The 23,930-nt window shown below is 71.2% G+C and carries 24 protein-coding genes and 1 tRNA gene; 8 read left to right on the top strand and 17 right to left on the bottom strand.

What is annotated here, in order from left to right:
- Positions 1 to 95: 95 nt before the first annotated feature.
- The 3 genes from EDF27_RS08165 to EDF27_RS08175 form a co-directional block, all read right to left on the bottom strand.
- Complete coding sequence (locus EDF27_RS08165) at positions 96 to 1,409, bottom strand: LCP family protein (RefSeq protein WP_132048129.1); 1,314 nt, start codon at positions 1,407 to 1,409, stop codon at positions 96 to 98.
- A gap of 133 nt (positions 1,410 to 1,542) precedes the next feature.
- Positions 1,543 to 2,238 (bottom strand): GntR family transcriptional regulator, encoded by a 696-nt coding sequence (locus EDF27_RS08170; RefSeq protein ID WP_123701818.1) that lies wholly within the window; start codon positions 2,236 to 2,238, stop codon positions 1,543 to 1,545.
- 205 nt (positions 2,239 to 2,443) lie between these two features.
- Positions 2,444 to 3,910 carry an MFS transporter gene (locus EDF27_RS08175; protein WP_132048131.1) on the bottom strand — a complete coding sequence of 489 codons (1,467 nt, stop codon included), beginning with the start codon at positions 3,908 to 3,910 and terminating at the stop codon, positions 2,444 to 2,446.
- A 256-nt stretch (positions 3,911 to 4,166) separates the two neighbouring features.
- On the opposite strand from EDF27_RS08175, the gene EDF27_RS08180 reads away from it, so the two are divergent.
- Together EDF27_RS08180 and EDF27_RS08185 are read left to right on the top strand one after the other, a co-directional pair.
- A complete protein-coding gene (locus EDF27_RS08180; protein ID WP_132048133.1) occupies positions 4,167 to 5,552 on the top strand; it encodes an ATP-binding protein in 1,386 nt (461 codons plus the stop codon).
- The gene (locus EDF27_RS08185; protein ID WP_132048135.1) at positions 5,545 to 7,578 is read left to right on the top strand and encodes a VWA domain-containing protein; all 2,034 of its coding nucleotides are present in this window, start codon (positions 5,545 to 5,547) and stop codon (positions 7,576 to 7,578) included. Before EDF27_RS08180 ends, EDF27_RS08185 begins: the two co-directional genes overlap by 8 nt.
- Before the next feature lie 70 nt (positions 7,579 to 7,648).
- On the opposite strand, the gene EDF27_RS08190 is transcribed toward EDF27_RS08185, so the two are convergent.
- The 3 genes from EDF27_RS08190 to EDF27_RS08200 are packed head-to-tail and all read right to left on the bottom strand — an operon-like array spanning position 7,649 to position 9,657.
- On the bottom strand, positions 7,649 to 8,407 hold the full coding sequence (locus EDF27_RS08190) for an SCO1664 family protein (protein ID WP_123701809.1): 759 nt from the start codon (positions 8,405 to 8,407) through the stop codon (positions 7,649 to 7,651).
- The gene (locus EDF27_RS08195) at positions 8,404 to 8,931 is read right to left on the bottom strand and encodes a DUF3090 domain-containing protein (RefSeq protein ID WP_123655754.1); all 528 of its coding nucleotides are present in this window, start codon (positions 8,929 to 8,931) and stop codon (positions 8,404 to 8,406) included. The genes EDF27_RS08190 and EDF27_RS08195 overlap by 4 nt, the downstream gene beginning before the upstream one ends.
- Positions 8,932 to 8,964: 33 nt before the next feature.
- Entirely contained in the window at positions 8,965 to 9,657 is a 693-nt protein-coding gene (locus tag EDF27_RS08200) for a histidine phosphatase family protein (protein ID WP_123655755.1), read from the bottom strand.
- A 223-nt stretch (positions 9,658 to 9,880) separates the two neighbouring features.
- On the opposite strand from EDF27_RS08200, the gene EDF27_RS08205 reads away from it, so the two are divergent.
- On the top strand, positions 9,881 to 10,309 hold the full coding sequence (locus EDF27_RS08205; RefSeq protein ID WP_165931402.1) for a BLUF domain-containing protein: 429 nt from the start codon (positions 9,881 to 9,883) through the stop codon (positions 10,307 to 10,309).
- 27 nt (positions 10,310 to 10,336) lie between these two features.
- On the opposite strand, the gene EDF27_RS08210 is transcribed toward EDF27_RS08205, so the two are convergent.
- Genes EDF27_RS08210 through EDF27_RS08220 form a run of 3 tightly spaced genes read right to left on the bottom strand, consistent with a single transcriptional unit; the run spans position 10,337 to position 11,813 of the window.
- Positions 10,337 to 10,624, bottom strand: coding sequence for a hypothetical protein (locus EDF27_RS08210; protein ID WP_243698256.1), 288 nt, complete (start codon positions 10,622 to 10,624; stop codon positions 10,337 to 10,339).
- Between the two features lie 56 nt (positions 10,625 to 10,680).
- Entirely contained in the window at positions 10,681 to 11,151 is a 471-nt protein-coding gene (locus EDF27_RS08215; protein ID WP_132048139.1) for a prevent-host-death protein, read from the bottom strand.
- Positions 11,152 to 11,192: 41 nt separating this feature from the next.
- Positions 11,193 to 11,813 (bottom strand): TetR/AcrR family transcriptional regulator, encoded by a 621-nt coding sequence (locus EDF27_RS08220; protein ID WP_165931403.1) that lies wholly within the window; start codon positions 11,811 to 11,813, stop codon positions 11,193 to 11,195.
- 75 nt (positions 11,814 to 11,888) lie between these two features.
- Here EDF27_RS08220 and EDF27_RS08225 point away from each other — a divergent pair, with 75 nt between their 5' ends.
- Together EDF27_RS08225 and EDF27_RS08230 are read left to right on the top strand one after the other, a co-directional pair.
- Positions 11,889 to 13,217, top strand: a complete 1,329-nt coding sequence (locus EDF27_RS08225; RefSeq protein WP_132048143.1) for a sensor histidine kinase — start codon at positions 11,889 to 11,891, stop codon at positions 13,215 to 13,217.
- On the top strand, positions 13,214 to 13,855 hold the full coding sequence (locus EDF27_RS08230) for a response regulator transcription factor (RefSeq protein WP_123701797.1): 642 nt from the start codon (positions 13,214 to 13,216) through the stop codon (positions 13,853 to 13,855). Before EDF27_RS08225 ends, EDF27_RS08230 begins: the two co-directional genes overlap by 4 nt.
- A 42-nt stretch (positions 13,856 to 13,897) precedes the next feature.
- On the opposite strand, the gene EDF27_RS08235 is transcribed toward EDF27_RS08230, so the two are convergent.
- The 4 genes from EDF27_RS08235 to serS all read right to left on the bottom strand — a co-directional run bounded on the left by EDF27_RS08235 (position 13,898) and on the right by serS (position 16,929).
- Complete coding sequence (locus tag EDF27_RS08235; RefSeq protein ID WP_123701795.1) at positions 13,898 to 14,548, bottom strand: SDR family oxidoreductase; 651 nt, start codon at positions 14,546 to 14,548, stop codon at positions 13,898 to 13,900.
- A 37-nt stretch (positions 14,549 to 14,585) separates the two neighbouring features.
- Positions 14,586 to 14,670, bottom strand: a tRNA-Ser gene (locus EDF27_RS08240).
- Positions 14,671 to 14,761: 91 nt separating this feature from the next.
- On the bottom strand, positions 14,762 to 15,625 hold the full coding sequence (locus EDF27_RS08245) for an HAD hydrolase family protein (RefSeq protein WP_123655763.1): 864 nt from the start codon (positions 15,623 to 15,625) through the stop codon (positions 14,762 to 14,764).
- Positions 15,622 to 16,929, bottom strand: a complete 1,308-nt coding sequence (gene serS / locus EDF27_RS08250; RefSeq protein WP_132048145.1) for a serine--tRNA ligase — start codon at positions 16,927 to 16,929, stop codon at positions 15,622 to 15,624. The genes EDF27_RS08245 and serS overlap by 4 nt, the downstream gene beginning before the upstream one ends.
- A gap of 71 nt (positions 16,930 to 17,000) precedes the next feature.
- Between serS and EDF27_RS08255 the strand changes: the two genes are divergently transcribed.
- Positions 17,001 to 18,071: a diacylglycerol kinase family protein gene (locus EDF27_RS08255; protein ID WP_132048147.1), complete on the top strand. Its 1,071-nt coding sequence runs from the start codon at positions 17,001 to 17,003 to the stop codon at positions 18,069 to 18,071.
- A 5-nt stretch (positions 18,072 to 18,076) separates the two neighbouring features.
- Here the strand turns inward: EDF27_RS08255 and pheA are convergent, their stop codons facing one another.
- Genes pheA through EDF27_RS08275 form a run of 4 tightly spaced genes read right to left on the bottom strand, consistent with a single transcriptional unit; the run spans position 18,077 to position 21,373 of the window.
- Entirely contained in the window at positions 18,077 to 19,048 is a 972-nt protein-coding gene (gene pheA, locus EDF27_RS08260) for a prephenate dehydratase (protein WP_132048149.1), read from the bottom strand.
- A gap of 43 nt (positions 19,049 to 19,091) precedes the next feature.
- Positions 19,092 to 19,637, bottom strand: coding sequence for a MarR family transcriptional regulator (locus EDF27_RS08265; RefSeq protein ID WP_123701786.1), 546 nt, complete (start codon positions 19,635 to 19,637; stop codon positions 19,092 to 19,094).
- A 9-nt stretch (positions 19,638 to 19,646) separates the two neighbouring features.
- Positions 19,647 to 20,099, bottom strand: coding sequence for a hypothetical protein (locus EDF27_RS08270; RefSeq protein WP_132048151.1), 453 nt, complete (start codon positions 20,097 to 20,099; stop codon positions 19,647 to 19,649).
- Positions 20,096 to 21,373: a molybdopterin-dependent oxidoreductase gene (locus tag EDF27_RS08275; RefSeq protein WP_132048152.1), complete on the bottom strand. Its 1,278-nt coding sequence runs from the start codon at positions 21,371 to 21,373 to the stop codon at positions 20,096 to 20,098. The genes EDF27_RS08270 and EDF27_RS08275 overlap by 4 nt, the downstream gene beginning before the upstream one ends.
- A 57-nt stretch (positions 21,374 to 21,430) precedes the next feature.
- Here EDF27_RS08275 and EDF27_RS08280 point away from each other — a divergent pair, with 57 nt between their 5' ends.
- Positions 21,431 to 22,852, top strand: coding sequence for a glycosyltransferase family 87 protein (locus tag EDF27_RS08280; RefSeq protein ID WP_123701782.1), 1,422 nt, complete (start codon positions 21,431 to 21,433; stop codon positions 22,850 to 22,852).
- Entirely contained in the window at positions 22,849 to 23,928 is a 1,080-nt protein-coding gene (gene moaA, locus EDF27_RS08285; protein WP_132048154.1) for a GTP 3',8-cyclase MoaA, read from the top strand. Before EDF27_RS08280 ends, moaA begins: the two co-directional genes overlap by 4 nt.
- Positions 23,929 to 23,930 lie beyond the last annotated feature (2 nt).

Raw genomic sequence — 23,930 nt, forward strand, 5'->3', positions numbered from 1 at the left:
GCGGGCCGCACCGCGGGGACGGCAACCGGACAAGGCTGCCACAGGCGCGGCTTGCGATTCAGTGTGGAACCGGCGTGGATCTCCGGTGAGCGGCGCTAGCCGGCGGCCACCGCGCAGGTCTTCTGCTTGGCGGTCTGCCCGGTCACTCCGGACATCTCCTGGGGCTTCGTGGTCGCCGTCGGGTCGGCCTTCGGAGCCGCCGCGGCACCCGCCGCATCCTGCCTGGAGGCCCGGCTCGCGTCGTCCGCGCCGCCGGCGTCCGCCGTCTGGTCGGCGCCAGAGCCGGAGCCGGAGCCAGAGCCGGCGTTCGTGGCCGCATCGGTCGCGCCCCGTCCGGTCGCCCCGGCGTCGAGCCTGAACGGACGGTCAGTCCGGACCGCGCGCATCAGGCGGTCCGCGGTCGTCTGGTCCGGAACGACCTTGCCCGGGAAGGCCGGGTCGTCGACGCTCCCCGGGTACTGCACGAAGGTGATGTCCCCGAGGCCGATGCCCTCGAACGCGCCGGCCATGTCGACCATCGTCGAGGGCTTGGCGAGCGAGGTGGAGAGCGTCACGTTCTTCGACGCCGACTTCGCGAGGCCGTAGAGCTTCGTCGGGTTGCTCAGGGTGCCGTCGCCCTTCACCTTCCGGAGCAGCGAGGACAAGAACTGCTGCAGGCTCGAGATCCGGGAGAGGTCACTGCCGTCCCCGACGCCGTGCCGGTCGCGGAGGAACGCCAACGCCGTCTTGCCCGACACCGTGTGCTCGCCCGCGGAGAGCTGGAGCCCGGTGTAGGGATCGTCCACGGCGTCGGTGACGCACACCGGCACGCCACCGACGGCATCGGACATCCGGATGACGCCCTGGAAGCTGACCTGTGCCGCGTAGGGGATGTCCATCCCCGTCACGTGCTCCACGGTCTTCACGACACAGTCCATGCCGCCCCGTCCGTAGGCGAGGTTGATCGGGGCGTCGGTGACCGCGGGTTCCCCGCCGCAAGCCGGCTGGTCGACCACGAGGTCACGGGGGAAGCTCACCGCGACCGCGCTGGTGTGGTCCGCGGACACGTGGAGCAGGACGTTGGAGTCGTTGAGGGTGGCGCCACGGTCCCCGTACGCGGTGCCCTGGTCCGGGTCGTTGTCGGCGCCGATCGCGAGCACGTTGAACGCCCCGTCGGTCGAGGCCGCTCCCCCGCCGACGTCGACCGCGCGCTGCTGGAACCCGTGCCCGACGTCGTAGGCGGCGTAGGCGGAGAGGGAGGTCGCGCTCGTCACGGCGACCGCCACGGCGATGCCGATCCCGGTGACGAGCCGCGTGACGCCGAGGTCACGCCGACCGCGGTTGTGGCGAGCGCCGCTGACCCGGTGGCCGGGGCCGGACACCACGGTCGGGCGACGCCGGGCGTCGAGGACGTCGTCGAATTCGGGCACGGGCACGCTCCCTCCGAGCGGCCTCGGGTTCCGGCCGCTCGCCGGGGGACGATACCCGAGCGGGCACTCGCCACCCGGCAACCCGGTCGGCTCGGCGTGCCTCGTTCGGGGGGTACGCAGCCCCGGCGCCCGGTCATGCCGATGCGGCGACCCGGAAGCGGTCGGGCAGGGCGATGAGCGCTTCCCCGAGGGCCCGGACGAGTCGGGTGCACTCGACGAGGTCGTCGGCGGCCGCGGCGTCCTGCGCCCGTTCGACCAGCAGCAGGCGCTGCCGTCGGTCGACCACTGCGTCGATGCCGTTCGCCATGGCGATGTCGTCCGTGTAGAACATGTCGAGCACCGGCCGCTGCGATGCCAGCAGGTCCGCGCTCACCGAGGCACCCGTGCGCCGCAACAGCCAGGCCGTCAGTTCCACGAACGCGCCGGCTTCGGTCGAGCAGTCCCGGATCCACGCCGGGTCGAACGGGTCCGTGGTCGCGCCGGCGTTCGCGGGCGGCTCGGCGAGCATCGTGCACCCGAGCCGGATCCGTTCCTTCATCTGTTCGAGCGACCACTGGGTGATGACCACCCCGACGTACCGCTGGACCGAGACGAGCTGGAGCGCTTCAAGCGGGACCAGGGCTTCACGGACGGGCGTCCGGGAGACCCGCATGTCCGACGCGAGCGCGTCGAGGCGGAGTCGTTGTCCGCGTCGGTAGTCACCACGCAGGATCCGGTCGAGCAACCGGAGGAACACCGCGTCCCGCAGCAGGCTGCGCGGCACGCCGAGTGCTTCCCGACCGCGTCCCGCGTACACGTCCGGGATGTCCGCCGTCTCGTGGAATCCCATGCCGCCAGCGTCATGCACGGCGCGCCTCGCCGTCGTGCCGTCGGCCGGATCGGTGGACGGATCCACCGATCTTGGCCCTGTGGAGGCCGTGCGCCACCCGGTTCCGCATCACTGCACTCCCACCGTCGAAGACCCCCGGCGGAGGTCGTTCCCAGGAGTAGAGCAGGATCGAGCGTCAGTCGCTAAAAATTCCGTATTTCGGGTATCAGCGCTTGGCCTCTTCCTCCTTCGCGATGACCGAGAGCGGCTGCGTGATGTCCTCCAGGCCCTTCCGCGCGGCGTCGACACCGAAGATGAGCGCGACGACTCCACCGGCGATCATGATCGCGGCACCGAGCAGGTAGCCCCAGAACAGCGGCTCGCGCGAGGACCCGTCGCCGATGAACGCGCCGTAGATGCTCGGTGCGATCGCACCGAAGACCTGGGCGAGGGCGAAGAAGTACGAGATCGCCTGCGACCGCAGCTCGAGCGGGAAGATCTCACTCACGGTCAGGTAGGCGCTCGACGCGCCCGCCGACGCGAAGAAGAACGAGATGCACCAGAACACGACCTGGACCGTCGCGCTGATCGCATCCGCCTGGAACAGGAACGCGGACACCGCGAGCACGAGCCCGGAGATCAGGTACGTGGAGAAGATCATCTGCCGACGGCCCCACGTGTCGAACAGCCGGCCGAGCACGAGCGGGCCGAGCAGGTTGCCGATCGCGAACGGGAAGAAGTAGACCGCGGTCTCCGAGGTCTTCAGGCCGAAGAAGTTCGTCAGGACGAGCGCGTACGTGAAGAAGATCGCGTTGTAGAGGAAGGCCTGCGTGATCATCATCATCGTCGCGCCGACGAGCGTGCGGGTCGGGTACTGCTGGAAGAGCACCTTCACGATCGTGGTGAACCGGACCTTGTCCATCGGCGTGATGGTCATGGCCTTCGACTCGTCGACCGGCTCGAGCGGCTTGCCCGACTCCCGCTCCACCTCGGCCTCGATCCGGGCGACGGTGGCGTCCGCCTCTTCCTCGCGGCCGTGGGTCATCAGCCAGCGTGGACTCTCCGGGATGTGCCGTCGCAGGAAGATGATCGCGATGCCGAGCACCGGGCCGAGGAAGAACCCGATGCGCCACCCGACGTTCTCGGCGAAGTAGGACGTGTCGAGCAGGTAGATGTTGGCGAACGCGCCGAGGGCGGCGCCGCCCCAGTAGGTGCCGTTGATGGCGATGTCGACGTGGCCGCGGTACTTCGACGGGATGAGCTCGTCGATCGCCGAGTTGATCGCCGCGTACTCGCCGCCGATTCCGAGCCCGGCGACGAACCGGAAGACCGCGAGGAACCAGAAGTCCCCGGCGAAGCCCGCGATGCCGGAGCCGATGAGGTAGATGGCGAGCGTCAGGATGAAGAGCTTCCGTCGCCCGAGCCGGTCGGACAGTCGCCCGAAGACGAGTGCGCCGATGACCTGGCCGAAGAGGTAGATCGTCCCGAGTGAGGTCACCTGCTGGGTGGAGAGCCCGAGGTCCGCCTGGAACCCGGCGTTCGAGACGATCTGGATCTCGAGGCCGTCGAGGACCCACGAGATCCCGAGTCCCACCACGACGCTCCAGTGGAACCTCGTCCACGGCAGTCGGTCCATCCGGGCCGGGACCAGGCTCTTGACCTGCCCCTCCTGCAACCCGCTCGCGCTCGTCATCGCGGCATGCTCCTCACTCGCCGGACCCCCGAGGCCCGGCACAGAATGAGAACGTACGCGCGGATCGCCCGGATGGTTCACGGCCGGAACGAGCGGGGCCGGCGCGGAGCCGAATCCCCCTATTTCGTGATCCGGCTCCGTCGCCGTTCGCGGGCACGTCGGCGCAGTGGCAGCCGGACGACCCTGTTGATGATCATTGCGGCTGCCATGAGATGACACAAGTAGCGCGGGGTTGCCGGGGCGTACCCTCGAAGAGGTGACCCGACCTGACATCCGAACGGTCGGCGAGCTCCGCACCTCTGGTCACGTCCAGAAGACGGTCCGCGCCGAGATCCGCGACAACCTGCTGAGCGCCCTCCGCGAGGGCACCGATCCGTGGCCCGGCCTCCACGGGTTCGAGACCACCGTCATCCCGCAGCTCGAACGAGCCCTCATCGCCGGCCACGACGTCGTCCTGCTCGGTGAGCGTGGACAGGGCAAGACGCGCCTGCTCCGCACCCTGCAGGGCCTGCTCGACGAGTGGACCCCGGTGATCGCCGGGTCCGAGCTCGGCGAGCACCCGTACGAACCGATCACGACCGCGAGCAGGAAGCGTGCCGAGGACCTCGGCGACGCGATGCCGATCGACTGGTGGCACCGCGACGACCGCTACGTCGAGAAGCTGGCGACCCCGGACACCTCCGTGGCCGACCTGATCGGCGACGTCGACCCGATGAAGGTCGCCGAGGGCCGCAGCCTGGGCGACCCGGAGACGATCCACTTCGGGCTGATCCCCCGCGCGCACCGCGGGATCGTCGCGATCAACGAGCTCCCCGACCTGGCCGAACGCATCCAGGTCGCGATGCTCAACGTGATGGAGGAGCGCGACGTGCAGATCCGCGGCTACGTGCTGCGACTGCCCCTCGACGTCCTCGTCGTGGCGAGCGCCAACCCCGAGGACTACACGAACCGCGGCCGGATCATCACCCCGCTGAAGGACCGCTTCGGCGCCGAGATCCGCACCCACTACCCGATCGAGCTCGACGACGAGATCGCTGTCATCCGGCAAGAGGCCCACCTGACCGCCGACGTGCCGGACGCCCTGGTCGAGATCCTCGCCCGCTTCACCCGGGCCCTCCGCGAGTCCAGCGCGGTCGACCAGCGCAGTGGTGTCAGCGCCCGCTTCTCGATCGCCGGCGCCGAGACGGTCTCCGCCGCGGCGGTCCACCGTGCAGCACGACAGGGCGAGACCGACCCGGTCGCACGCCCGATCGACCTCGAGACCGCGGTCGACGTCCTCGGCGGCAAGATCGAGTTCGAGTCCGGCGAGGAAGACCGCGCAGACGAGGTCCTCGAGCACCTGCTCCGGACCGCCACCGCCGAGACGGTCCGCTCGCGACTCCGCGGCCTCGACCTGGGGCAGCTCGTGGAGGCGCTCGATGGCGGCACGATGGTGACCACCGGCGAGCAGGTCTCCGCCCGCACCTTCCTCGAAGGGCTGCCGTCACTCGGCGAGTCCGACCTCTACGACCAGATCTGCGAACGGCTCGGTGCCACGAACGACGGCGAGCGGGCCGGTGCGATCGAGCTCGCGCTCGAGGGCCTGTTCCTCGCGCGGAAGATCAGCAAGGAGTCGGGCGGGGGCGAAGCGGTCTATGGCTAGCCGGCAGAACCGCCGGCTGGCACGGGACACCCGGTACGGCAGGTACGAGGGCGGCCCGGACCCGCTCGCACCACCGGCGGACCTCTCCGAGGCGCTCGACGTCATCGGCCAGGACGTGATGGCCGGGTACTCCCCGGAGCGGGCCATGCGCGAGTTCCTCCGGCGTGGCGGTCGGGACCAGCGCGGGCTCGACGACCTCGCGCGCCGCGTGGCCGAGAAGCGCCGCGAACTCACGGCGAAGCACAACCTGGACGGCACGCTGCGGCAGGTGCAGGAGCTGCTCGACGAGGCACTGCTCGCCGAACGCGGGCAGCTCGCACGGGACACCGAGATGGACGACGGCGACCGTGCCCTGGCCGAGATGCAGCTCGACAGCCTGCCGCCGTCACCCGCCGCCGCGGTGAGCGAGCTCGGCACCTACGACTGGAAGAGCCCGACGGCGCGGCAGAAGTACGAGGAGATCAAGGACCTGCTCGGCCGCGAGATGCTCGACCAGCGCTTCGCAGGCATGAAGCAGGCGCTCGAGAACGCCGACGACCAGGACCGCGCCGACGTCCAGGCGATGATGCAGGACCTCAACCAGCTCCTCGAGGACCACCGCGCCGGGACGGACTCCCAGGAGCAGTTCGACGAGTTCATGGCGAAGCACGGCGAGTACTTCCCGTCGAACCCGACGAACGTCGACGAGCTGCTCGACGACCTCGCCGCCCGGGCCGCAGCCGCCCAGCGCATGCGGAACTCGATGACGCAGGAGCAGCGCGACGAACTCGACGCGCTGGCGCAGCAGGCGTTCGGGAGCCCCGACCTGATGGGTGCGCTGAGCCAGCTCGACGGGAACCTCCGAGCCCTCCGTCCCGGCGAGGACTGGGGCGGCTCCGAGCAGATGGACGGCGAGCAGGGCCTCGGGCTCGGCGACGGCACCGGGGTGTTCCAGGACATCGCCGACCTCGACTCGCTCGCCGAACAGCTCGCCCAGTCGAGCCCCGGATCCGACCTCGACGACCTCGACCTGGAGTCGCTGGCCCGCCAGCTCGGCGCCGAGGCCGCGGTCGACGCCCGGACGCTGCAGCAGCTCGAGAAGGCGCTGAAGAACTCCGGCTCGATGCGTCGCGGAGCGGACGGGCAGTACAAGCTCACCCCGAAGGCGATGCGACAGCTCGGCAAGAGCCTGCTCAAGGACGTCGCCCAGAAGATGTCCGGTCGCCAGGGCGCGCGGGACCTGCAGCGGTCCGGCGCCTCCGGCGAGCCGTCCGGGGCGAGCCGGCAATGGGCGTTCGGCGACACCGAGCCGTGGGACATCCCGCGGACGATCACGAACGCCGTCACCCGCACGGCCGCGACCGGTCGCACCGGGGCCGGTGTCCGCCTCACCATCGACGACGTCGAGGTGCAGGAGACCGAGGCGCGGACCCAGGCCTGCGTGGCGCTGCTCGTCGACACCTCGTTCTCGATGGCGATGGAGGACCGCTGGGTGCCGATGAAGCGCACCGCCCTCGCACTGCACACCCTGATCTCCACGCGGTTCCGCGGCGACGACCTGCAGCTGATCGCCTTCGGTCGGGAGGCCGAGGTGATGGACGTCGAACAGCTCGTCGGCCTCGACGCGATGTGGGACAAGGGCACGAACCTGCACCACGCCCTGCTGCTGGCGAACCGGCACTTCCGGAAGCACCCGACGGCGCAGCCCGTGCTGCTCATCGTCACCGACGGCGAACCGACGTCGCACCTCGAACCGAACGGGCAGGTGTTCTTCAGCTACCCGCCGGACCCGATGACGATCGCGCTCAGCGTCCGTGAGCTCGACAACGCGCACCGGCTCGGCGCACAGACGACGTTCTTCCGCCTCGGCGACGACCCGGGGCTCGCCCGGTTCATCGACGGGATGGCGCGGCGCGTGGACGGGACCGTCACGGCGCCGGAGAACGACGACCTCGGCGTCGCGGTGGTCGGGTCCTACCTCGGGTCGCGGCGCGGTGGCGCGCTCTTCCGCGACGACGACTGGGGCGGGTTCGGCCGCTTCGGCTGACGTCCGCACCCACCGGACGGGAGGCCCGTGGCGGCGTCGCCACGGGCCTCCCGTCCGGTGTCCGGTGCGTCTAGAACAACGGCCAGGGCACCGCCGGACCGTACCCGGCCGGTGGGGGGAAGCGGCCGACGGCCGCCAGGGCGGCGCACCGCGCCTCGAGGTTGTCGATCTCGTCGACCGTCAGGTGCTCTTCGAGCTGCGCACCGAGGTCCCCGTGCAAGGCGGTGGTGACCCGTTCCAGTCCGGCGCGCTCCTCGTCGTCGAGCGGCTCGTCGATCCACCCCCACAGCACCGTCCGGAGCTTGTGCTCGACGTGGAAGGTGAGCCCGTGGTCGACCCCGTGCCGGTGCCCGTCCGGCATCGCCAGCACGTGGCCGCCCTTGCGGTCCGCGTTGTTCACCACGACGTCGAAGACGGCCATCCGGCGGAGTGCGGCGGTGTCCTCGTGGACCAGGGTGACCGGACGGTCGTGCTCATCGATCGCCTCGAGGACGGTCTTGACGCGCTCGTCCTGCTCGGCTTCGTCCGTCGGCAGCAGGTCCACGGCGTCCTGGTCCGGGTCGACGTCCTGCCAGCGCTGGACCATGCCGCGACCGAGGGGGCCGTCGCCGAGCCAGGTCGGGGGCACGACCCGCCAGCCGAACGCCTCGGACACCAGGAACGCCGCGTACTCACGACCGGCGAGGGTGCCGTCCGGGAAGTCCCACAGCGGTTTCTCGCCCGCGATGGGCTTGTAGACGACCTCGTGGCCGTCGAGTTCGGCGAGGAAGGTGGCATTCGAGGCTTCGCGGATGCGGGCGGTGAGGGTCAGGCCGGCGCCGTCGCTCATGCGTCGCCGGGCTGCCGTCCAGCGGCCACGACCTCGCGGGTGCGCTCGACGAAGGCCCGCGCGGTCCCGACCGGGATCTTCACCTGCAGCAGTTCGGTGGGCTCCGGGATCTCGACGACCGCCTCGACCTCGACGCCGTCCTCGTCCTCCTCGGACACGATCTCGATGTCGTCGTCGATCGGGTACGCCTCGATGACCACCTGCGCCGTCGCCGGGTCGAAGCCCAGGCTGAGCGCACCCGCCCGGAACTCGGCCTCCACCGGCTGGTCGAGCGGATCGACGTCGTACAGCTCGCGCGGGACCGACGGCGGGACGCTGAAGCGGTTCTCCTCCACCGTGGCGACCTCGTCGAGGAGTTCGTCGAGCTTCTCCGCCAGCACGGCGGACTGCTCCTTCTCGAGCGCGACGCTCACCACGCGGCGGCCGGCGCGCGCCTGGAGGTAGAAGGACCGTTCACCCGGGCGCCCGATGGTGCCGACGACGAGACGGTCCGGCCAGTCGAAGCCGTGGACGATGGTGGGCATACCCGCATTGTAGGAGCGGGCGGCTGCGACCGTTCAGGGACTGGCAGTACCCCCTCCGCCGCCCACCGGAGCGTCGCCCGTCGGCGGGGCCTTCGCCAGCCAGGAGAGGTCACCCGATTCGGTGTTCGTCGCGACCACCTCGGGCCGGTGCTCCCCGTACCGGACCACCGACACCGACGCGGGGCCGACCGTGATGCGCTGGAACAGGTCGAGGTGCATGCCGAGCGCGTCCGCCAGCACCGACTTGATGATGTCGCCGTGGCTCACCGCGACCCACACCGCGTTCGCGCCGTGCTCCGCCTCGATCTGCGCGTCGAGCCGCCGGATCGCCGCCACCGCCCGCGACTGCATGGTCTGCATCGACTCACCGCCCGGGAACACCACGGCGCTCGGGTTCGACTGCACCACGCGCCAGAGCGGCTCCTTCGCCAGCTCGCTGAGCTTCCGGTTCTGCCACTCGCCGTAGTCCGCCTCGGTGATCCCCCGCTCGACGAACTGCTGCGGCTCCCCCTGCTGGAACGCCGTGATCGCCCTGGCGGTCTGCCGGCAGCGCTCCAGCGGGCTGGACACGATCGCGGCGAGCGGGATCGCGCCGATGCGTTCCGCGGTCGTCGCCGCCTGCTGCTTGCCGACGGAGTCGAGCGCGACGCCGGCCGTGCGGCCCGCGAGGAGCCCGGTCGCGTTCGCGGTGGTGCGTCCGTGCCGGACGAGGAGGACGGTCGCCATGCGCTCGATCCTAGGCGCGGCGAGTTCTCCACAGGTCCGCCCGGGGCCGCCGCGTCGGCCCGTCGCGATCCGCGCGCAGGAGGTCGAATCGCGCGTAGGACGTCGAATCGCGCGTGGTGAGGCGGAAGTTCTGACCTCCTCCGCGCGAAACGACCACCTTCCCGCTCGTCCGATTCCAGTCGTCGGTGGGACGTCGGGCCGCCTGACGCGGCAGGATGGACGCGTGCTGGTCTCGATCGTCTACATGAGTCGCGCGGTGGAACCGTTCGACGACGCCGCGATGACCGAGCTCCTGCGCGGCTCCCGATTCCGGAACGAAGCGCTCGGTGTCTCGGGCCTCCTGGTGGCGAAGGACGGCCGCTTCATGCAGCTCCTCGAAGGGCCCGCGATCAGCGTCGACGACCGCTTCGCCACGATCGCGCAGGACCCGCGGCACCGCGAGGTCACCTCACTCATCCGCGAGGACATCGAGCGCCGTCGTTTCGAGGACTGGTCGATGGCCTACCGGGGCCTCGACGACCACGACGTCACGGCGGAGGACGGCTTCAGCCCGTTCCTGACCGGCTCGACCGACTTCCCCCGGTCGTTCGACCGGACGAGCGCCGCGTGGCTGCTCAAGTGGTTCCGCGACCGCGAACTCCGCGACGTCTGACCCTGGACGAGCACCGCGCGCAGACGGTCACTTCGTCTGGTTCGGATGCCGGGTGTGCACCTTCACGAGGTACACGGTCGAGTCGTCCACGTAGTACCAGATCCGTGCGCCACCGGGCAGCTCGAGCTGCCACTGTTCGTGCGTCCGGCCGCCGTGGGCGACGAACTGCAGGTCTCCGCGGAGTGTGTGCATCGTCGGGGAGGTCCTCGTCGGGTCCGCGGTGAGGAGGTCCCAGGCGTCGGCCAGTGCGCTCCGTCGGGTGGCTGCCAGGTCCTTCCAGCCGCGCACCGCGTGCGTCGTCGCTGGGATGACCACGTGGTCAGTCGCTTTGGCGGGCCTCGGGAGGGGGTCTGCCTTCTTCGAACCCACGGTCACGGACGTTCGACAGCCTGCGGGTCGGTGACCCACTCGAGTTCGTCTCGGTCGAGCCCGGCGGCGATGGCTTCCGCCGTTGCCTTCCACGCCGTGAGCTCGACGACGACGAGGTGCGCCTGCCCCGTCGAGAAGGACGCTCGGGCCGCCCGGATGATCGCGGACGCGCAGGTCTCCCGCATCTCGACCGACAACGCGAGCATCCAGTCGAACCGTTCCGCCAGGCGCTGCCCGATCGGCCCGTCGTCATCGTCGATCGCGACGGCGATGAGCTGTGCGGCGAGGGACAGGAGCACGTCCTTCGCATCGGCTTCGTGCTGCGACATGAGGACGAGGGGGTTCCCGTCGCGTCGATCGATCTCGACGGGTTCCGACTCCGCAGCGTCCATGACGGAGCGCGCGTTGCGGGAGAGCTCGGACGAGAGGAAGTGTCTCCGGACGCGAGCGGACACGGGCTTGGTGGTCGGCATCCTCCAACTCTACTTCAGAACATCTTCTGAAGAGCAGGGGATCACCCGAACGTCGCGGAGACGACCCCGAGCAACCGCTCCCGGTGCGGACGCTCGGCCACCGCGTGCACCAGCACCTCCCACATCGTCGCCACCGCCGGCAGCAGGTCTGCACGCCCGGACCGCACGTTCGACACGAGCTGCACCCCGGTGAAGTACGGCACGAGCGTCGCGCCGAGCGCCTCCGCGGACACAGTCGTCTGTACCTCCCCGCTCGCGACCGCGAGGCGGAAGACGTCGACGACACCCGCGATCCACTGCTCGTAGAAGCTCGACGTCTGCCCGGCGAGCACCCCGTGCTCGAGGGAGATCCGGATCCCCGCGCGCACGACGACGTCGTTCATGAGCAGGTCGGCGATCCCGCGCGACGCCTGGATGAGCATCGCGATCGGGGACGGGTCGGTCGAGCTCATGGCCGCGAACGTCCGGGCGTTCTGCTCGTCGATGACCGCGAGCGCGAGGGACCGCTTCGTCGGGAACAGCCGGTGGAGCGCGCCCTGGCTCACCCCGGCGCCCCGCGCGATCCCGGCGATGCTGGCGGTCTCGTACCCGTCCCGGTCGAAGTCCCGCGCCGCAGCCTCGACGATCGCTGCGCGTCGTCCTGTCCCACCCGCGTCGACCACGCCCCCAACGGTAGTGACCACGAACGGGGGAAATCCCGGTGTCGCTGGGAGTGTCCGGACTGTCACGCTGTCCTCATGACCCCGATCGCAGCCCCGTCGCTCCACCGACACCGCCGGACGTTCGTGCTCGGCATCGTGGACCCGCAGACCTGGCGCGACTTCGCGTTCCACCTGATCGCCCTGCCGCTCTCGATCGCCGGCTTCACCTGGTTCGTGCTCACCCCCTCGGTGGGCATCCCGTTCGCCGCGCTCTGGGTCGGCCTCCCCGTCGCGGCCTTCCTGCTCCGCGGCAACGCCTGGTTCGGCACGGCGTTCCGTGCGCTGTCGAACCGGCTGCTCGGCACGGCGGTGGACGCCCCGGTTGCACCGCATGGTCGGCCCGGCATCGTCGGCTGGACCCTCGCCGCCTTCCGTCACGGCCCGAGCTGGCGCGCCCTCGCCTTCGGACTGATCGCGTTCGTCACGTCGCTGTTCGCGTTCATCGTGACGATCACCGTGCTCGTCACCGCCGCCGGCCTCGCGACGAACTGGGTGTGGACGCACTGGCTGACGCCCGTCACGGACGAGGACGGCGTCCTGCACTCGGGTCTGCAGGTTGGCACCGTGTTCGTCGACACCCCGCAGATGCAGGCGGTGGCGACGGTGGTCGGGTTCCTGCTGCTGGTCCTCGTGTGGCCGCCGCTGAACCGTGGGCTCGCCGCCGGTCAGGCCGCGCTCGTCCGAGCACTGCTCGGCAGCACCGCCTCCGAACGCCGGGTCGACGAGCTCACCCGGTCCCGCGACGACAGCGTGCGTGGTGCGGACGACACCCTCCGTCGCGTGGAGCGGGACCTGCACGACGGCACCCAGGCGCGGCTCGTCGCGCTCGCGATGACGCTCGGCGACGCGCAGGACCGCCTGGACGGCGGCGGCGACCCGGCCGAGGTCGGCCGGCTCGTCGAGAACGCCCGGCGGTCGACGCAGGAGACCATCGCGGAGCTCCGTGAGATCGCGCGCGGCATCCACCCTGCCGCACTCGACGAAGGCCTGGAGGCTGCACTCGCCTCCGCCGTGTCCCGCACCACCCTGCCGGTGTCGGTCGAGTTCGACCGCTCGGTCCGGCTGTCGGCCGTCACCGAGAGCGTGGCCTACTTCACCGTGGTGGAGTTGCTGACGAACGTGACCAAGCACGCCCGGGCGACCCGCGCAGCGGTCACCGTGGCGCGGGACGGCAACGACCTGCTCGTCACCGTCGAGGACGACGGCGTCGGCGGAGCACACGTCCCGCTCGACCCGCAGACCGGCGGCACCGGACTCGCCGGCGTGGCCGACCGGCTCCGGACGGTCGACGGCACCATGGCGATCGACAGTCCGAGCGGCGGCCCGACCCGCATCGCCCTGCGCTTCCCGGGAGCAGCGGCATGAGGATCCTCGTCGCCGACGACAACGTCATCCTCCGCGAGGGGCTCGTCTCGCTCCTCACCTCACGCGGCCACGAGGTCCGCGCCGTGGACTCCGGCGACGCCGCCGTCCAGGCCGTCGCGGCGGAGGCGCCCGAGGTCGTCGTGATGGACATCCGGATGCCGCCGACGCACACCGACGAGGGCGTGCACGCGGCGATCGCGATCAAGGCGGCCTCGCCCCGCGTGGGTGTCCTGCTGTTCTCGCAGTACGCCGAGGCCCGCTGGGCGCGGATGCTCCTCGACGTCGCCCCGACCGGCGTCGGCTACCTGCTCAAGGAGCGCGTCGGCGACATCCGCCCGTTCCTCGACTCCGTGCAACGCGTCGCCGCCGGCGGCCTCGTGCTCGACCCGGAGGTCGCGGCGCTCCTCATCGACCGTGGTGCCGATCGGTTCGCGAAGCTGACCGCCCGGGAGCGCGAGGTCCTCGAGCTGATGGCGGAGGGACGCACGAACGCCGCCATCGCCGACCGGATGTTCCTCGCCGCCGGCACCGTCGAGAAGCACGTGACGACGCTGTTCACCAAGCTCGGTCTGGCCCCGACGGCGGGAGACCACCGTCGGGTCCTGGCCGTGCTGGACTACCTCGCCGCCCGCCCCTGACGAGCGGCGAGGCCCGGCCCGCTCAGCGGTGCTCGGGCCCGCTCAGGCTTGGTCGGCGCGGAGGAAGTCGGCGATCGCGGTGCCGCCGCTGTTGAAGCGGTAGGTGCTCCCCGCGGTGCCGCTCGACTCGAGCACGTCGGCGATCACGTGCGCGACGTCACCGCGGGACACCTTCGCGCCCTCGCCGTCCCAGTCGATCGCACCGGTCGGCTCGTCGTCGGTCAGGGTGCTCGGCGCGACGATCGTCCACTCCAGCCCGGAGTCCCGGACGACCGCGTCGGCGATCATCTTCGACTGCGCGTACGCGAAGAAGTCGTTGTCCTGCGGCACCCCGTGGTCGAGCACCGAGCCGGACCACGAGACCATCACGTAGCGCTCGACGCCCGCGCGCTTCGCCGCCTGCACGGACAGCACCGCCGCATCGCGGTCGATCGCCCAGGTCCGGTCGACCGATCCCCCGCCGGCGCCGGCGGACCACACCACGGCGTCCTGCCCGCGGACCAGGTCCTCGAAGCCGGACAGCGTCAGCTCCTGGATGTCGGCGACCGCCGGGTCACCGCCGTGGGCACGGATCTCGTCGGCCTGGTCGGGGTTCCGGATGACGGACGTGACGTGGTGGCCGCGCTCGCTGAGGATGCGCGTCGCGAGGAGCGCGACCTTGCCGTGGCCACCGAAGATGATGATGTCGCTCATTGCGCCGACGCTACGCCCGGCGCCTCAGAGCCCAGTGCGGAGGGTGTGGGATTCGAACCCACGAGACATCGCTGCCCACCTGTTTTCAAGACAGGCTCCATCGGCCACTCGGACAACCCTCCACGACGCGGCCACGTGGCGAGACGTGACCGCGTCCCGAGGAGTCTAGCCGAGCCTCCCGGTCGCGCAGCGTCGCCAGCGCGACGGACCCGCTCAGCGCGGCAGGGTGTCCAGTGCGGCCGCCAGGCCGTCGTCCGTCACGCCGCCGGTGATCTCGCTCGCGGCGTCGACGACGTCTTCCGGGGCCTGGCCCATCGCGACACCGCGGCCGGACGTCGACGCCCAGCGCAGCATGTCGATGTCGTTGCGGCCGTCGCCGGCGGCGAAGACGCGGGAGCGCGGGATGTCGAGCCACTCGCGGACGCGTTCCATCGCGGTTGCCTTCGTCACGCCCTCGGGTGCGATGTCGAGCCATGCGGTCCAGCCGACGTTGTACGAGACCTTGTGCAGGCCCATCCGGTCGACGATCGCCAGGAACTCCTCGAGCCCGTGCTCCGGGGAGATCACGACGACACGCGTGGCCGCGACGCCGAGCAGTTCGTCGAAGTCGACGTGGTCACCGGACGCGGTCATGGCGTCGTCGGGGAACTCGCCGGAGAGCAGGTAGTGGCCGTCGGGCGACTCGACGCCGTACGCCGCATTCGAGAGCGCACCGCGGATGGTCTGCAGCACGTCGGTCGGGTCGAAGGTCTCGACGTGGACGCGGACGTAGCCGTCGATCGCGTGCGCAGCATCCGAGCGGCGCAGGGTCACCGCACCGTTCGCGCAGACCAGGTACTCGGGCTCGATGCCGAGCGTCTGCAGCACGGGCACGGTCATGCCCTCGCTGCGGCCGGTCGAGAGCATCACCTGGTGGCCGGCGGCGACGGCGGCCCGGATCGCGTCGACGGTCGTCTGGGTGACGACGCCGTCCTCGCGCATCACGGTGCCGTCGATGTCGAGCGCGACGAGCCACCGCTTGACGCGGGTGGTCGACGCGGAGCCGTGGGTCGACGGCCCACCGTGCGGGGTGCTCATCGGGGTTCGATCACCTCGACGCCGCCGAGGTACGGACGGAGCACCTCGGGCACGACGACCGAGCCGTCGGCCTGCTGGTGCGTCTCGAGGATCGCGACGAGCCAGCGGGTGGTCGCGAGCGTGCCGTTCAGCGTGGCGACCGGCGCGGTCTTGCCCGACTCCGTGCGGTAGCGGATGTCGAGGCGGCGGGCCTGGAACGTGGTGCAGTTCGAGGTGGAGGTGAGCTCACGGAAGGTGCCCTGCGTCGGGACCCATGCCTCGAGGTCGTACTTGCGCGCGGCGCTCGTGCCGAGGTCCCCCGCGGCGGTCTCGATCACGCGGTAGTGCAGCCCGAGGTCCTGGAGCATCGACTCCTGGTACGACATCAGCTTCTCGTGCTCGGCGTCCGCCTGGTCCGGGTGGACGTAGGAGAACATCTCGAGCTTGTTGAACTGGTGCACGCGGAGGATGCCGCGGTTGTCCTTGCCCGCGGAGCCGGCTTCACGGCGGTAGCAGGTGGACCAGCCGGCGTAGCGGAGGGCGCGGTCGGCGGCGTCGCTGCCGGCTTCGTTGCCGTTGCCGTTTCCGTCGGTCGGGAAGGCCAGGATCTCGTCGGCGTGGTACCCGGCGAGGGCGACCTCGCTGGTGCCGGTGAGGTAGAGGTCGTCCGCTTCGAGCCGGTAGACCTCTGCCGCGTGCTCGCCGAGGAAGCCGGTGCCGGCCATCGTCTCGGGGCGCACCAGCGTCGGGGTGATCAGCGGTGTGAAGCCGTGCTGGATCGCACGGTCGAGGCCGAGCGACATGAGCGCGATCTCGAGCCGGGCGCCGAGGCCCTTGAGGAAGTAGAAGCGCGAACCGGAGACCTTCACGCCGCGCGGGATGTCGATGATGTCGAGGAGCTCGCCGAGGTCCGCGTGGTCCTTCGGCTCGAAGTCGAACTCCGGCTTGGTGCCGACGGTCTTCAGCGTGACGAAGTCGTCCTCGCCGCCCTCGGGCACGCCGGGCAGGACGACGTTCGGGATCGAGCGGACGACCCGGTTGAACGTCTCCTCGGAAGCGGTGACGGCCGCCTGGGCTTCCTTCACCTGCGCGGCGAGGGCCTGGGCCTGCTGCACGAGCGCGGCCTTCTCGTCCTTCGGGGCCTTCGCGACGGTCTTGCCGAACGCGTTCTGCTCCGCTCGGAGCGCCTCGAACGACGAGATCGCGCTCCGCCGGGCGGCGTCCGCGGCGACCGCGTCGTCGACGATCTCCACGGAGGCGCCGCGCGCAGCCTGTGAGGCCTTGATGACATCGGGATCGTCGCGCAGCAGCTGGGGGTCAATCACCCATGCATCTTAGCCAGACCGCGTTGCGTCCAAGCCGGGCTGCTGGCAGGCCCCGCCGGTACCGTTGATCCATGTCATCTCCCTCGGAGACCGCGCCCGCACAGTCGGACGCCCTCGCCACCGAGCACCGCACCGCCGCCGTCGTCTACAACCCGGTCAAGGTGCACCTCCCCACACTGAAGCGGACGGTGGCGAAGTACGAACGCGAAGCCGGCTGGCGCGAGACCCTGTGGTTCGAGACCACGGAAGCGGACCCGGGCGGCGGGATGGCCCGCGCGGCGCTCGACGCCGGCGCCGACGTGGTCGCCGCGGCCGGCGGTGACGGCACCGTCCGTGCCGTGGCCGAGGTGGTGCACGGCTCCGACGCCGCACTCGCCCTGCTGCCGAGCGGCACGGGCAACCTGCTCGCCCGCAACATGAAGCTGCCGCTCGACGACCTCGGTGCGAGCGCGCACATGATCTTCTCCGGCCACGACCGCCCGATCGACTTCGGGCTGCTCCGGCTGGAACGACCGGACGGCGCGCGGGAGGAGTTCGGCTTCCTCGTGATGGCCGGCCTCGGGCTCGACGCCCGGATGCTCGCGAACACCCGACCCGGACTCAAGAAGCGCGTCGGGTGGCTCGCCTACGTCGACTCGCTGTTCCGCTCCCTGCGGGACATCGACGGCTTCGACTTCCGGTACCGGCTCGACGAGTCGACGACGAAGTCCGTGCGCGGGCACTCGGTGATCGTCGGCAACTGCGGGATGCTCCAGGCGAACGCGATGCTGCTGCCCGAGGCGGAGATCGACGACGGGGTGTTCGACATCGTCGTGATGCGTCCCCGCGGGTTCTTCGGATGGGTGCGCATCGGCGCGCGCATCTTCTGGGAGAACGCGATCCTCCGGTGGTTCCGCCGCTCGTCGCTCGGCAACACCATCGTCGGCCGGCGCATCGTCTCGCGCGCCAAGCAGGAACGGCCGCTGCGCTACCTCCGCGGTTCGGAGTTCGTGCTGCGCCTCGAGAAGCCCGACGAGTTCGAGATCGACGGGGACCCGGTCGGTGAGATCTCGGCGTTCCGGGCGCGCATCGACCCGGGGTCCCTGCGCGTGCGGGTGCCGGCGCCGTCGGACGCCCCGACGCGCGGGCGCAAGCGCGGCTAGCGCGGCTAGTGCGGCGCGGCGCTACGCCGGTCGGGCTCGCCCGACACGATCGCTCGGAGCCAGTCCCGCGCCTCGACGAACGCCTCGTCCGAGTAGCGCAACGGCACCTCGGACTCCTGCCGGTCGGCCCGCGGGTACGACCCGAGGAACGTCACGCGCGGGCTGAACCGCCGGAGTCCGAGCAGCGCATCGGCCACCCGCTCGTCGAGCACGTGCCCGTCCAGGTCGATGACGAACCGGTACCGCCCGAGCTCGTCGCCGATCGGCCGTGAGGTCAGCAGCCCCATGTTGATCCCCCGGGTCGCGAACTGCTCGAGCATGTCGACGAGCGCACCCGGGTGGTCGGCGGGCAGTTCGACGATGACGCTCGTCTTGTCCGAACCGGTCCGTGCCGGGATCGCCAGGGTCTTCGAGACGAGCACGAACCGGGTGACCGCGCTGGCGTTGTCCCCGATGGAGTCGGCGAGGACCACGAGGTCGTGGTGGTCGGTGATCCCGGGCGGGGCCACGGCGGCGTCGGCGGTGGGGTTCGTGTCGAGCAGCGCGGTCGCCGCGGCGACGTTCGACGACGCGGGGATGTGCCCGTGGCCGGGGACGTTCGCCTCGAGCCAGTGGTGGGTCTGGGCGTAGGCGACGGGGTGCGCGTTCACGGTGCGGACGTCGGCGAGCGCGGTGCCGTGCCGCGCGACGAGCACGAAGTCGACCGGGACCAGGTACTCCCCCACGATCCGCACGCCGGGGATCCGGGCGAGGGCGTCCTGCGTGGCGCTGACACCGCCGTCGACGCTGTTCTCGATCGCGATCACCGCGCCGACCGAGCGGCCGGAGACGACGTCGTCGAGCGCTTCGCCGACGTTGTTGACGCTCCGCCAGGGCTTGCCGGCGGCGGCCTCGACGAGCTTGAGCGCCGCCTCGGTGAAGGTGCCGGCGGGTCCGAGGTAGCTGTACGTGTCGGACGCTGCGTCGGGCTGGCTCATGCCGCCGAGCCTATTGCAAGCGCCCACGCGCGCAGCGCCCCCGTCAGTCGGCCGCGGTCCCCGTCAGGCGGGCCTCGCAGATCGCGGCGTCGTCGGCCTCCCGCGGGTACGTCAGCGCCGCGAACCGCCCCTCGGGGTCGAGCGTCGACAGCAGCGACTTCGCGATGCCGTCGAGCTGTGCGACCTGCTCGTCGGACAGTGCGTCGATGACGTACTTCCGCGCGGTCCGGACGTGGTCGGGCGCTGCGTCGACGATGGTGGCGTACCCGGCGTCGGTGAGCCGGACGTCGGTCGCCCGACGGTCGTCGACGGAGGGGCACCGGGAGACGAGTCCGCGCTTCTCGAGCCGGGACACCACGTGCGACAACCGCGGCAGCGAGGCGTTGGTGGCAGCGGCGAGCGCCGACATCCGGAGCGTCCTGGTGTCGGTCTCGGAGAGCATCGCGATGACCATGTAGTCGAAGTGCGTCAGGTCGGCGTCGCGCTGGAGCTGCTGGTCGAGCGCGGCCGGCAGGAGTTCCATGACGGCGACGAGCTTCATCCAGGCGCGCAGCTGTTCGCGCGTCAGCCAGGGCGTCTCGTCGGTCATGACCCCATCCTACGAAATGGTTGTCGATTCAACCAGTGCCGATCGGCGTCGCGCGGTGAGCCACCCCACGACGAGCGCGGCGACCACCACGACCAGCAGGACGCCCTCGACGACCAGCAGTCGCCCGAGGTAGTCGAACGGCACCACGGTCGGGTTCTTCGCCCCGTGGTGCTTCGCCCCGATCTCCGGGATGACGACGAGCGCCAAGACGCTGCCGAGCACGACCGCGGCCTGCACCACCACGAGCACCCACACGCGGAGTGCGCGTCCGGCACGACGGAGTGCGAGGCCGACGAGCACGACGAACGGCGACAGGATCGCGTCGTGCAGGATCACGGCACCGAGCAGCCAGGTCGCGAGGCCACCGATCCGGTTCGGCTTCACCGTCGTGACCATCACGTAGGCACCGAACGCGAGCACCAGCACGCCGAGGACGACGAGCACGATCCGGGCGGCCCTCACGAGAGCACCTCGATCCGTTCGATCCACTTCGTCTGCAGTACCCCGGGTCGTCCGGGCGCGATGATCCGTGCGGGGAACCCGTGGTCCAGGTCGAGCGTCGCGCCGTTCAGCTCGAGCGCGACGAGGGTCGTCGGGTCGGAGGCGTACTCCGGTCCCATGTCCATGATCCGGTAGCCGCCGTGCCGCTCGAGGCTCGTCACGCGCACGTGCGACCCGGGGTCGGCCTGCACGGCTGCGAGCAGGTCGCGCATCCGGACGCCCTTCCACCTGGCCATCTGGCTCCAGCCCTCGACACAGGAGATCGGGAGCGCCGCCTCGGCGGTGCCGAGGGCGACGAGCTCGGCACGTGAGAACGTCCGGGTCACGGCGGGTCCGGCGACGGTCAGGGTCCAGTCCGCGGCGGTCGCCGTCGCGAGCACCCCGGCCGCGCGCGCGGTCCGGTTCACGGGCAGGCCGTTCGGGCCGAGCCCGCGCTTGCGGGGCGCGAACACGTTGAAGGGCTCGGCGAGCTTCGAGGACTGGCCGGCGGTGAGCACGACGACGCCGGCCGTCGCCGCGGCGACACCGGTGAAGAAGCCACGGCGGGCGATCCGCTCGCGTCGTCCGTCGGCAGCCCCCGAGGACCCTGACGGCGACGGCGACGGCCTGGAGGCTCGGCGCGGCTCCGCCCCGTCGGCCCAGCGCATCACGCGGCCGGTGATCCCCCGCGGGTACGTCCCGGTGCCGTGGTACTCCGGCAGTTCGCTGCCGACGGTGTCGTCGTGGACGAACCGGCCGTCCGCGTCGTAGGAGTCCCGCGCCCGCCAGTACCGCACGATGATCGGCAGCTTCGTCCCGATGTGGATCGCCAGCGACCCGATCAGCACGAAGGAGAGCGCGAAGTGGACCTGCCGGAACGGGAACGGCCACGGGTACCACTGGAACGTGTTCACGAGTCCGGTACCGACCTGCACGATCGCGGCCGAGACGAACACCGCGATGGAGAGCCGTTCGAGCAGGTGCAGTGCCCCGCGGACGGGCGGGTCCTGGGCGAGCGCCGGCATCACCGTGTTGAGCTTCGCGAGGAGCAGCGGGATGATCGCGATCCCCGCCGTGATGTGCAGCCCCTGCGTGAACTGGTAGAGCCGGACCGGCCGGGTCGCGAAGTGCATCCCGGGCAGTGGGTCCTGCAGCAGGTGGCTGTAGAGCCCGGTGCCGAAGCAGATCAGGAAGGCGATGCCGAGCAGGCGCCCGAGGACGACGGCGGAACGGGCGTTCCGGTTCGGCGACGCCATCGCGGCCCTCGCGTCGTGCAACGCCGTCCGGACGAACGTCGGTAGCCTCGACGGACCATGCGACTGCGACTCGGCCACCCGTTCTCGACCGTGCTCGCCGTCGTCGGCGTGCTGGCCCTCGCGGGCATCATCGCCGTCGGCGTTACGCATCTGGGGTTCCTCCGGTCGGGTCATCGTCAACCATTCGTTGCGTGGACCCTGATCGCTTGGGCGGTCTTCGTCATCGCTGTCGTCGCGCTCCGGTTCGTGCCACCGCGACTGGTGACCATCATCGTCCTCGGCGGTGCCGTCGTGGTGGGACTCGCCGCGCTGGCGGGGCCGCCGAACACGAGCACCGACTCGGCCCGGTACGCCTGGGACGGCATCGTCCAGCACGCCGGGATCTCCCCGTACGCGCACACCCCGCAGTCCGAGGCGCTCGCGGCCCTCCGTCCGGAGTGGCTGTTCCCGGACAAGATCGGCGGCACGTGCGACCCGCTCCAGCCCCGCTACCGGGGGCTCGGCGACGGCGCGCTCGGGCACTGCACGGCGATCAACCGCCCGGACGTCCCGACGATCTACCCGCCGATGGCCGAGCTCTGGTTCGCGCTGGTCCGCGCGTTCGTCCCGGTGACGGTGACGTACTGGCCGTTCCAGGTCGCCGGCCTGGTCGTCTCGCTCGGCGTCACCGTCGGGCTGCTCGCCGTCCTCCGCCGCACCGGCCGTCCGGCGTGGTGGGCAGCGATCTGGGCGTGGTCGCCGCTCGTCGCTTCCGAGGCGGTGACGAACTCGCACGTCGACGTCATCGGCGCCGCCCTCGCCACCGCCGGTGCCGTGCTCGTCGCGTTCGGCCGGCCGATCTGGGGCGGGATCATGCTCGGCGCAGCGACCTGCGCGAAGCTCATCCCGGCGATCGTCTACCCACCGCTCCTCGGGCGGTGGCGGAACTGGTGGGCGATCCCGGTCGGCATCGCGGTGTTCGGCCTGCTCTACGTCCCCTACGTCGCGGTCACCGGGACGAAGGTGCTCGGGTACCTGCCCGGCTACCTCACGGAAGAGGGCTACGAGGACGGCTCCCGGTTCGCCCTCGTCTCGCTCGTCGTCAAGGGCGACGCCGGGACGATCGTGGTGGGGCTGCTCGTCCTGGTCGCCGCGGTGCTCGCTTGGCGCCTGTCCGACCCGTCGCGCCCCTGGTCCGGCGAGGTGCTGATGATCGGGGTGACGTTCCTCGCGGTGACGCCGCGCTACCCCTGGTACGCGCTGCTGCTCATCCCGTTCGTGGTCCTCTCCGGCCGCTGGGAGTGGATGTCCGTCGCGCTCGCCATCGCCCTCCGCGGGGTGTGGCCGTCGGTCGACGCCTACCGGTGGTGGCTCGCCGCCGCGGTCGTGGTCATCGTCGTCGTCACCCTGATCCGGACGGACCGGTCGGACTGGGTGCGGTGGCGCGACCGGCTCCTCCCCGGGCGTGACCGGCGGCTGCACGTATCATCGCTGCCATGACGGCCGTCGTACTCCCCTCGACCGGGCTGCTGCGACGCGTACGCTCGTCGACCGCGGTCCCGCCACGGCCCGACGGCGACGACGGGCTGGTGGACCGCTTCGGCCGTCGGGCGATCGACCTCCGGGTCTCGCTGACGGAGCGCTGCAACCTCCGCTGCACGTACTGCATGCCGGCGGAGGGGCTGCCGGTCATCCCGGGCGACGCACTGATGACGGCTGCCGAGATCGAGCGGCTCGTCCGCCTCGGTGCCGAGCACCTCGGCATCCGCAAGGTCCGCTTCACGGGCGGGGAGCCGCTCCTCCGCGGGGACCTCGTCGACGTGATCGCCCGCTGCGCGACGCTCCCGGTCGAGGTGTCGCTGACCACCAACGCGATCGGCCTCGCCGGACGGGCACAGGCACTCCGTGACGCCGGGCTGACCCGGGTGAACGTCTCGCTCGACACCGTCGACCCGGACGTCTTCGCCACCGTGACCCGGCGTCCGTTCCTCGACCGGGTGCTCGACGGCATCGCCGCCGCGGACGCGGCCGGCCTCGGCGTGAAGGTGAACGCGGTGCTCCTCCGCGGCGTGAACGACCACCTGGCCTCCGAGCTCCTCACCTGGTGCCTGGAACGCGGGCACGAGCTGCGGTTCATCGAGCAGATGCCACTCGATCCCGGGCACGCCTGGGACGGCCCGACCATGGTCACCGCCGCCGAGACCCGGGGGATCCTCGGCGCGGAGTACGTGCTGACGCCGGACGACGCCCCGCGCGACGGCGCCCCGGCCGAACGCTTCCGGGTCGCCTCGCGCGCCAGCGGAGCGCACCTCGGGACGGTCGGCATCATCGCCAGCGTGACGGAGTCGTTCTGCGCGGACTGCACCCGCACCCGTCTCACGGCCGAGGGGCACGTCCGCAGCTGCCTGTTCTCCGACGAGGAGTCGGACCTCCTCGGCCCGATGCGCGCGGGTGCCTCCGATGCCGAGGTCCTCGACGCGTGGCGGCTCGCGATGTGGGCGAAGCCCCGCGACCACGGCGACGACGCGGACGGCATGGTGCACCCGGCCCGCGGCATGAGCGCGATCGGCGGATGACG

This window comes from Curtobacterium sp. PhB136 (assembly GCF_004346855.1).
In the GTDB taxonomy this organism is placed as follows: Bacteria; Actinomycetota; Actinomycetes; order Actinomycetales; family Microbacteriaceae; genus Curtobacterium.

Coding starts and splice junctions, on each gene's coding strand:
- EDF27_RS08170 (WP_123701818.1), bottom strand. CDS start 2,238: ATGGGATTCCACGAGACGGCGGACATCCCGGACGTGTACGCGGGACGC.
- EDF27_RS08175 (WP_132048131.1), bottom strand. CDS start 3,910: ATGACGAGCGCGAGCGGGTTGCAGGAGGGGCAGGTCAAGAGCCTGGTC.
- EDF27_RS08185 (WP_132048135.1), top strand. CDS start 5,545: ATGGCTAGCCGGCAGAACCGCCGGCTGGCACGGGACACCCGGTACGGC.
- EDF27_RS08190 (WP_123701809.1), bottom strand. CDS start 8,407: ATGAGCGACGGCGCCGGCCTGACCCTCACCGCCCGCATCCGCGAAGCC.
- EDF27_RS08195 (WP_123655754.1), bottom strand. CDS start 8,931: ATGCCCACCATCGTCCACGGCTTCGACTGGCCGGACCGTCTCGTCGTC.
- EDF27_RS08200 (WP_123655755.1), bottom strand. CDS start 9,657: ATGGCGACCGTCCTCCTCGTCCGGCACGGACGCACCACCGCGAACGCG.
- EDF27_RS08215 (WP_132048139.1), bottom strand. CDS start 11,151: ATGCCGACCACCAAGCCCGTGTCCGCTCGCGTCCGGAGACACTTCCTC.
- EDF27_RS08225 (WP_132048143.1), top strand. CDS start 11,889: ATGACCCCGATCGCAGCCCCGTCGCTCCACCGACACCGCCGGACGTTC.
- EDF27_RS08230 (WP_123701797.1), top strand. CDS start 13,214: ATGAGGATCCTCGTCGCCGACGACAACGTCATCCTCCGCGAGGGGCTC.
- EDF27_RS08235 (WP_123701795.1), bottom strand. CDS start 14,548: ATGAGCGACATCATCATCTTCGGTGGCCACGGCAAGGTCGCGCTCCTC.
- EDF27_RS08245 (WP_123655763.1), bottom strand. CDS start 15,625: ATGAGCACCCCGCACGGTGGGCCGTCGACCCACGGCTCCGCGTCGACC.
- EDF27_RS08255 (WP_132048147.1), top strand. CDS start 17,001: ATGTCATCTCCCTCGGAGACCGCGCCCGCACAGTCGGACGCCCTCGCC.
- pheA (WP_132048149.1), bottom strand. CDS start 19,048: ATGAGCCAGCCCGACGCAGCGTCCGACACGTACAGCTACCTCGGACCC.
- EDF27_RS08265 (WP_123701786.1), bottom strand. CDS start 19,637: ATGACCGACGAGACGCCCTGGCTGACGCGCGAACAGCTGCGCGCCTGG.
- EDF27_RS08275 (WP_132048152.1), bottom strand. CDS start 21,373: ATGGCGTCGCCGAACCGGAACGCCCGTTCCGCCGTCGTCCTCGGGCGC.
- EDF27_RS08280 (WP_123701782.1), top strand. CDS start 21,431: ATGCGACTGCGACTCGGCCACCCGTTCTCGACCGTGCTCGCCGTCGTC.
- moaA (WP_132048154.1), top strand. CDS start 22,849: ATGACGGCCGTCGTACTCCCCTCGACCGGGCTGCTGCGACGCGTACGC.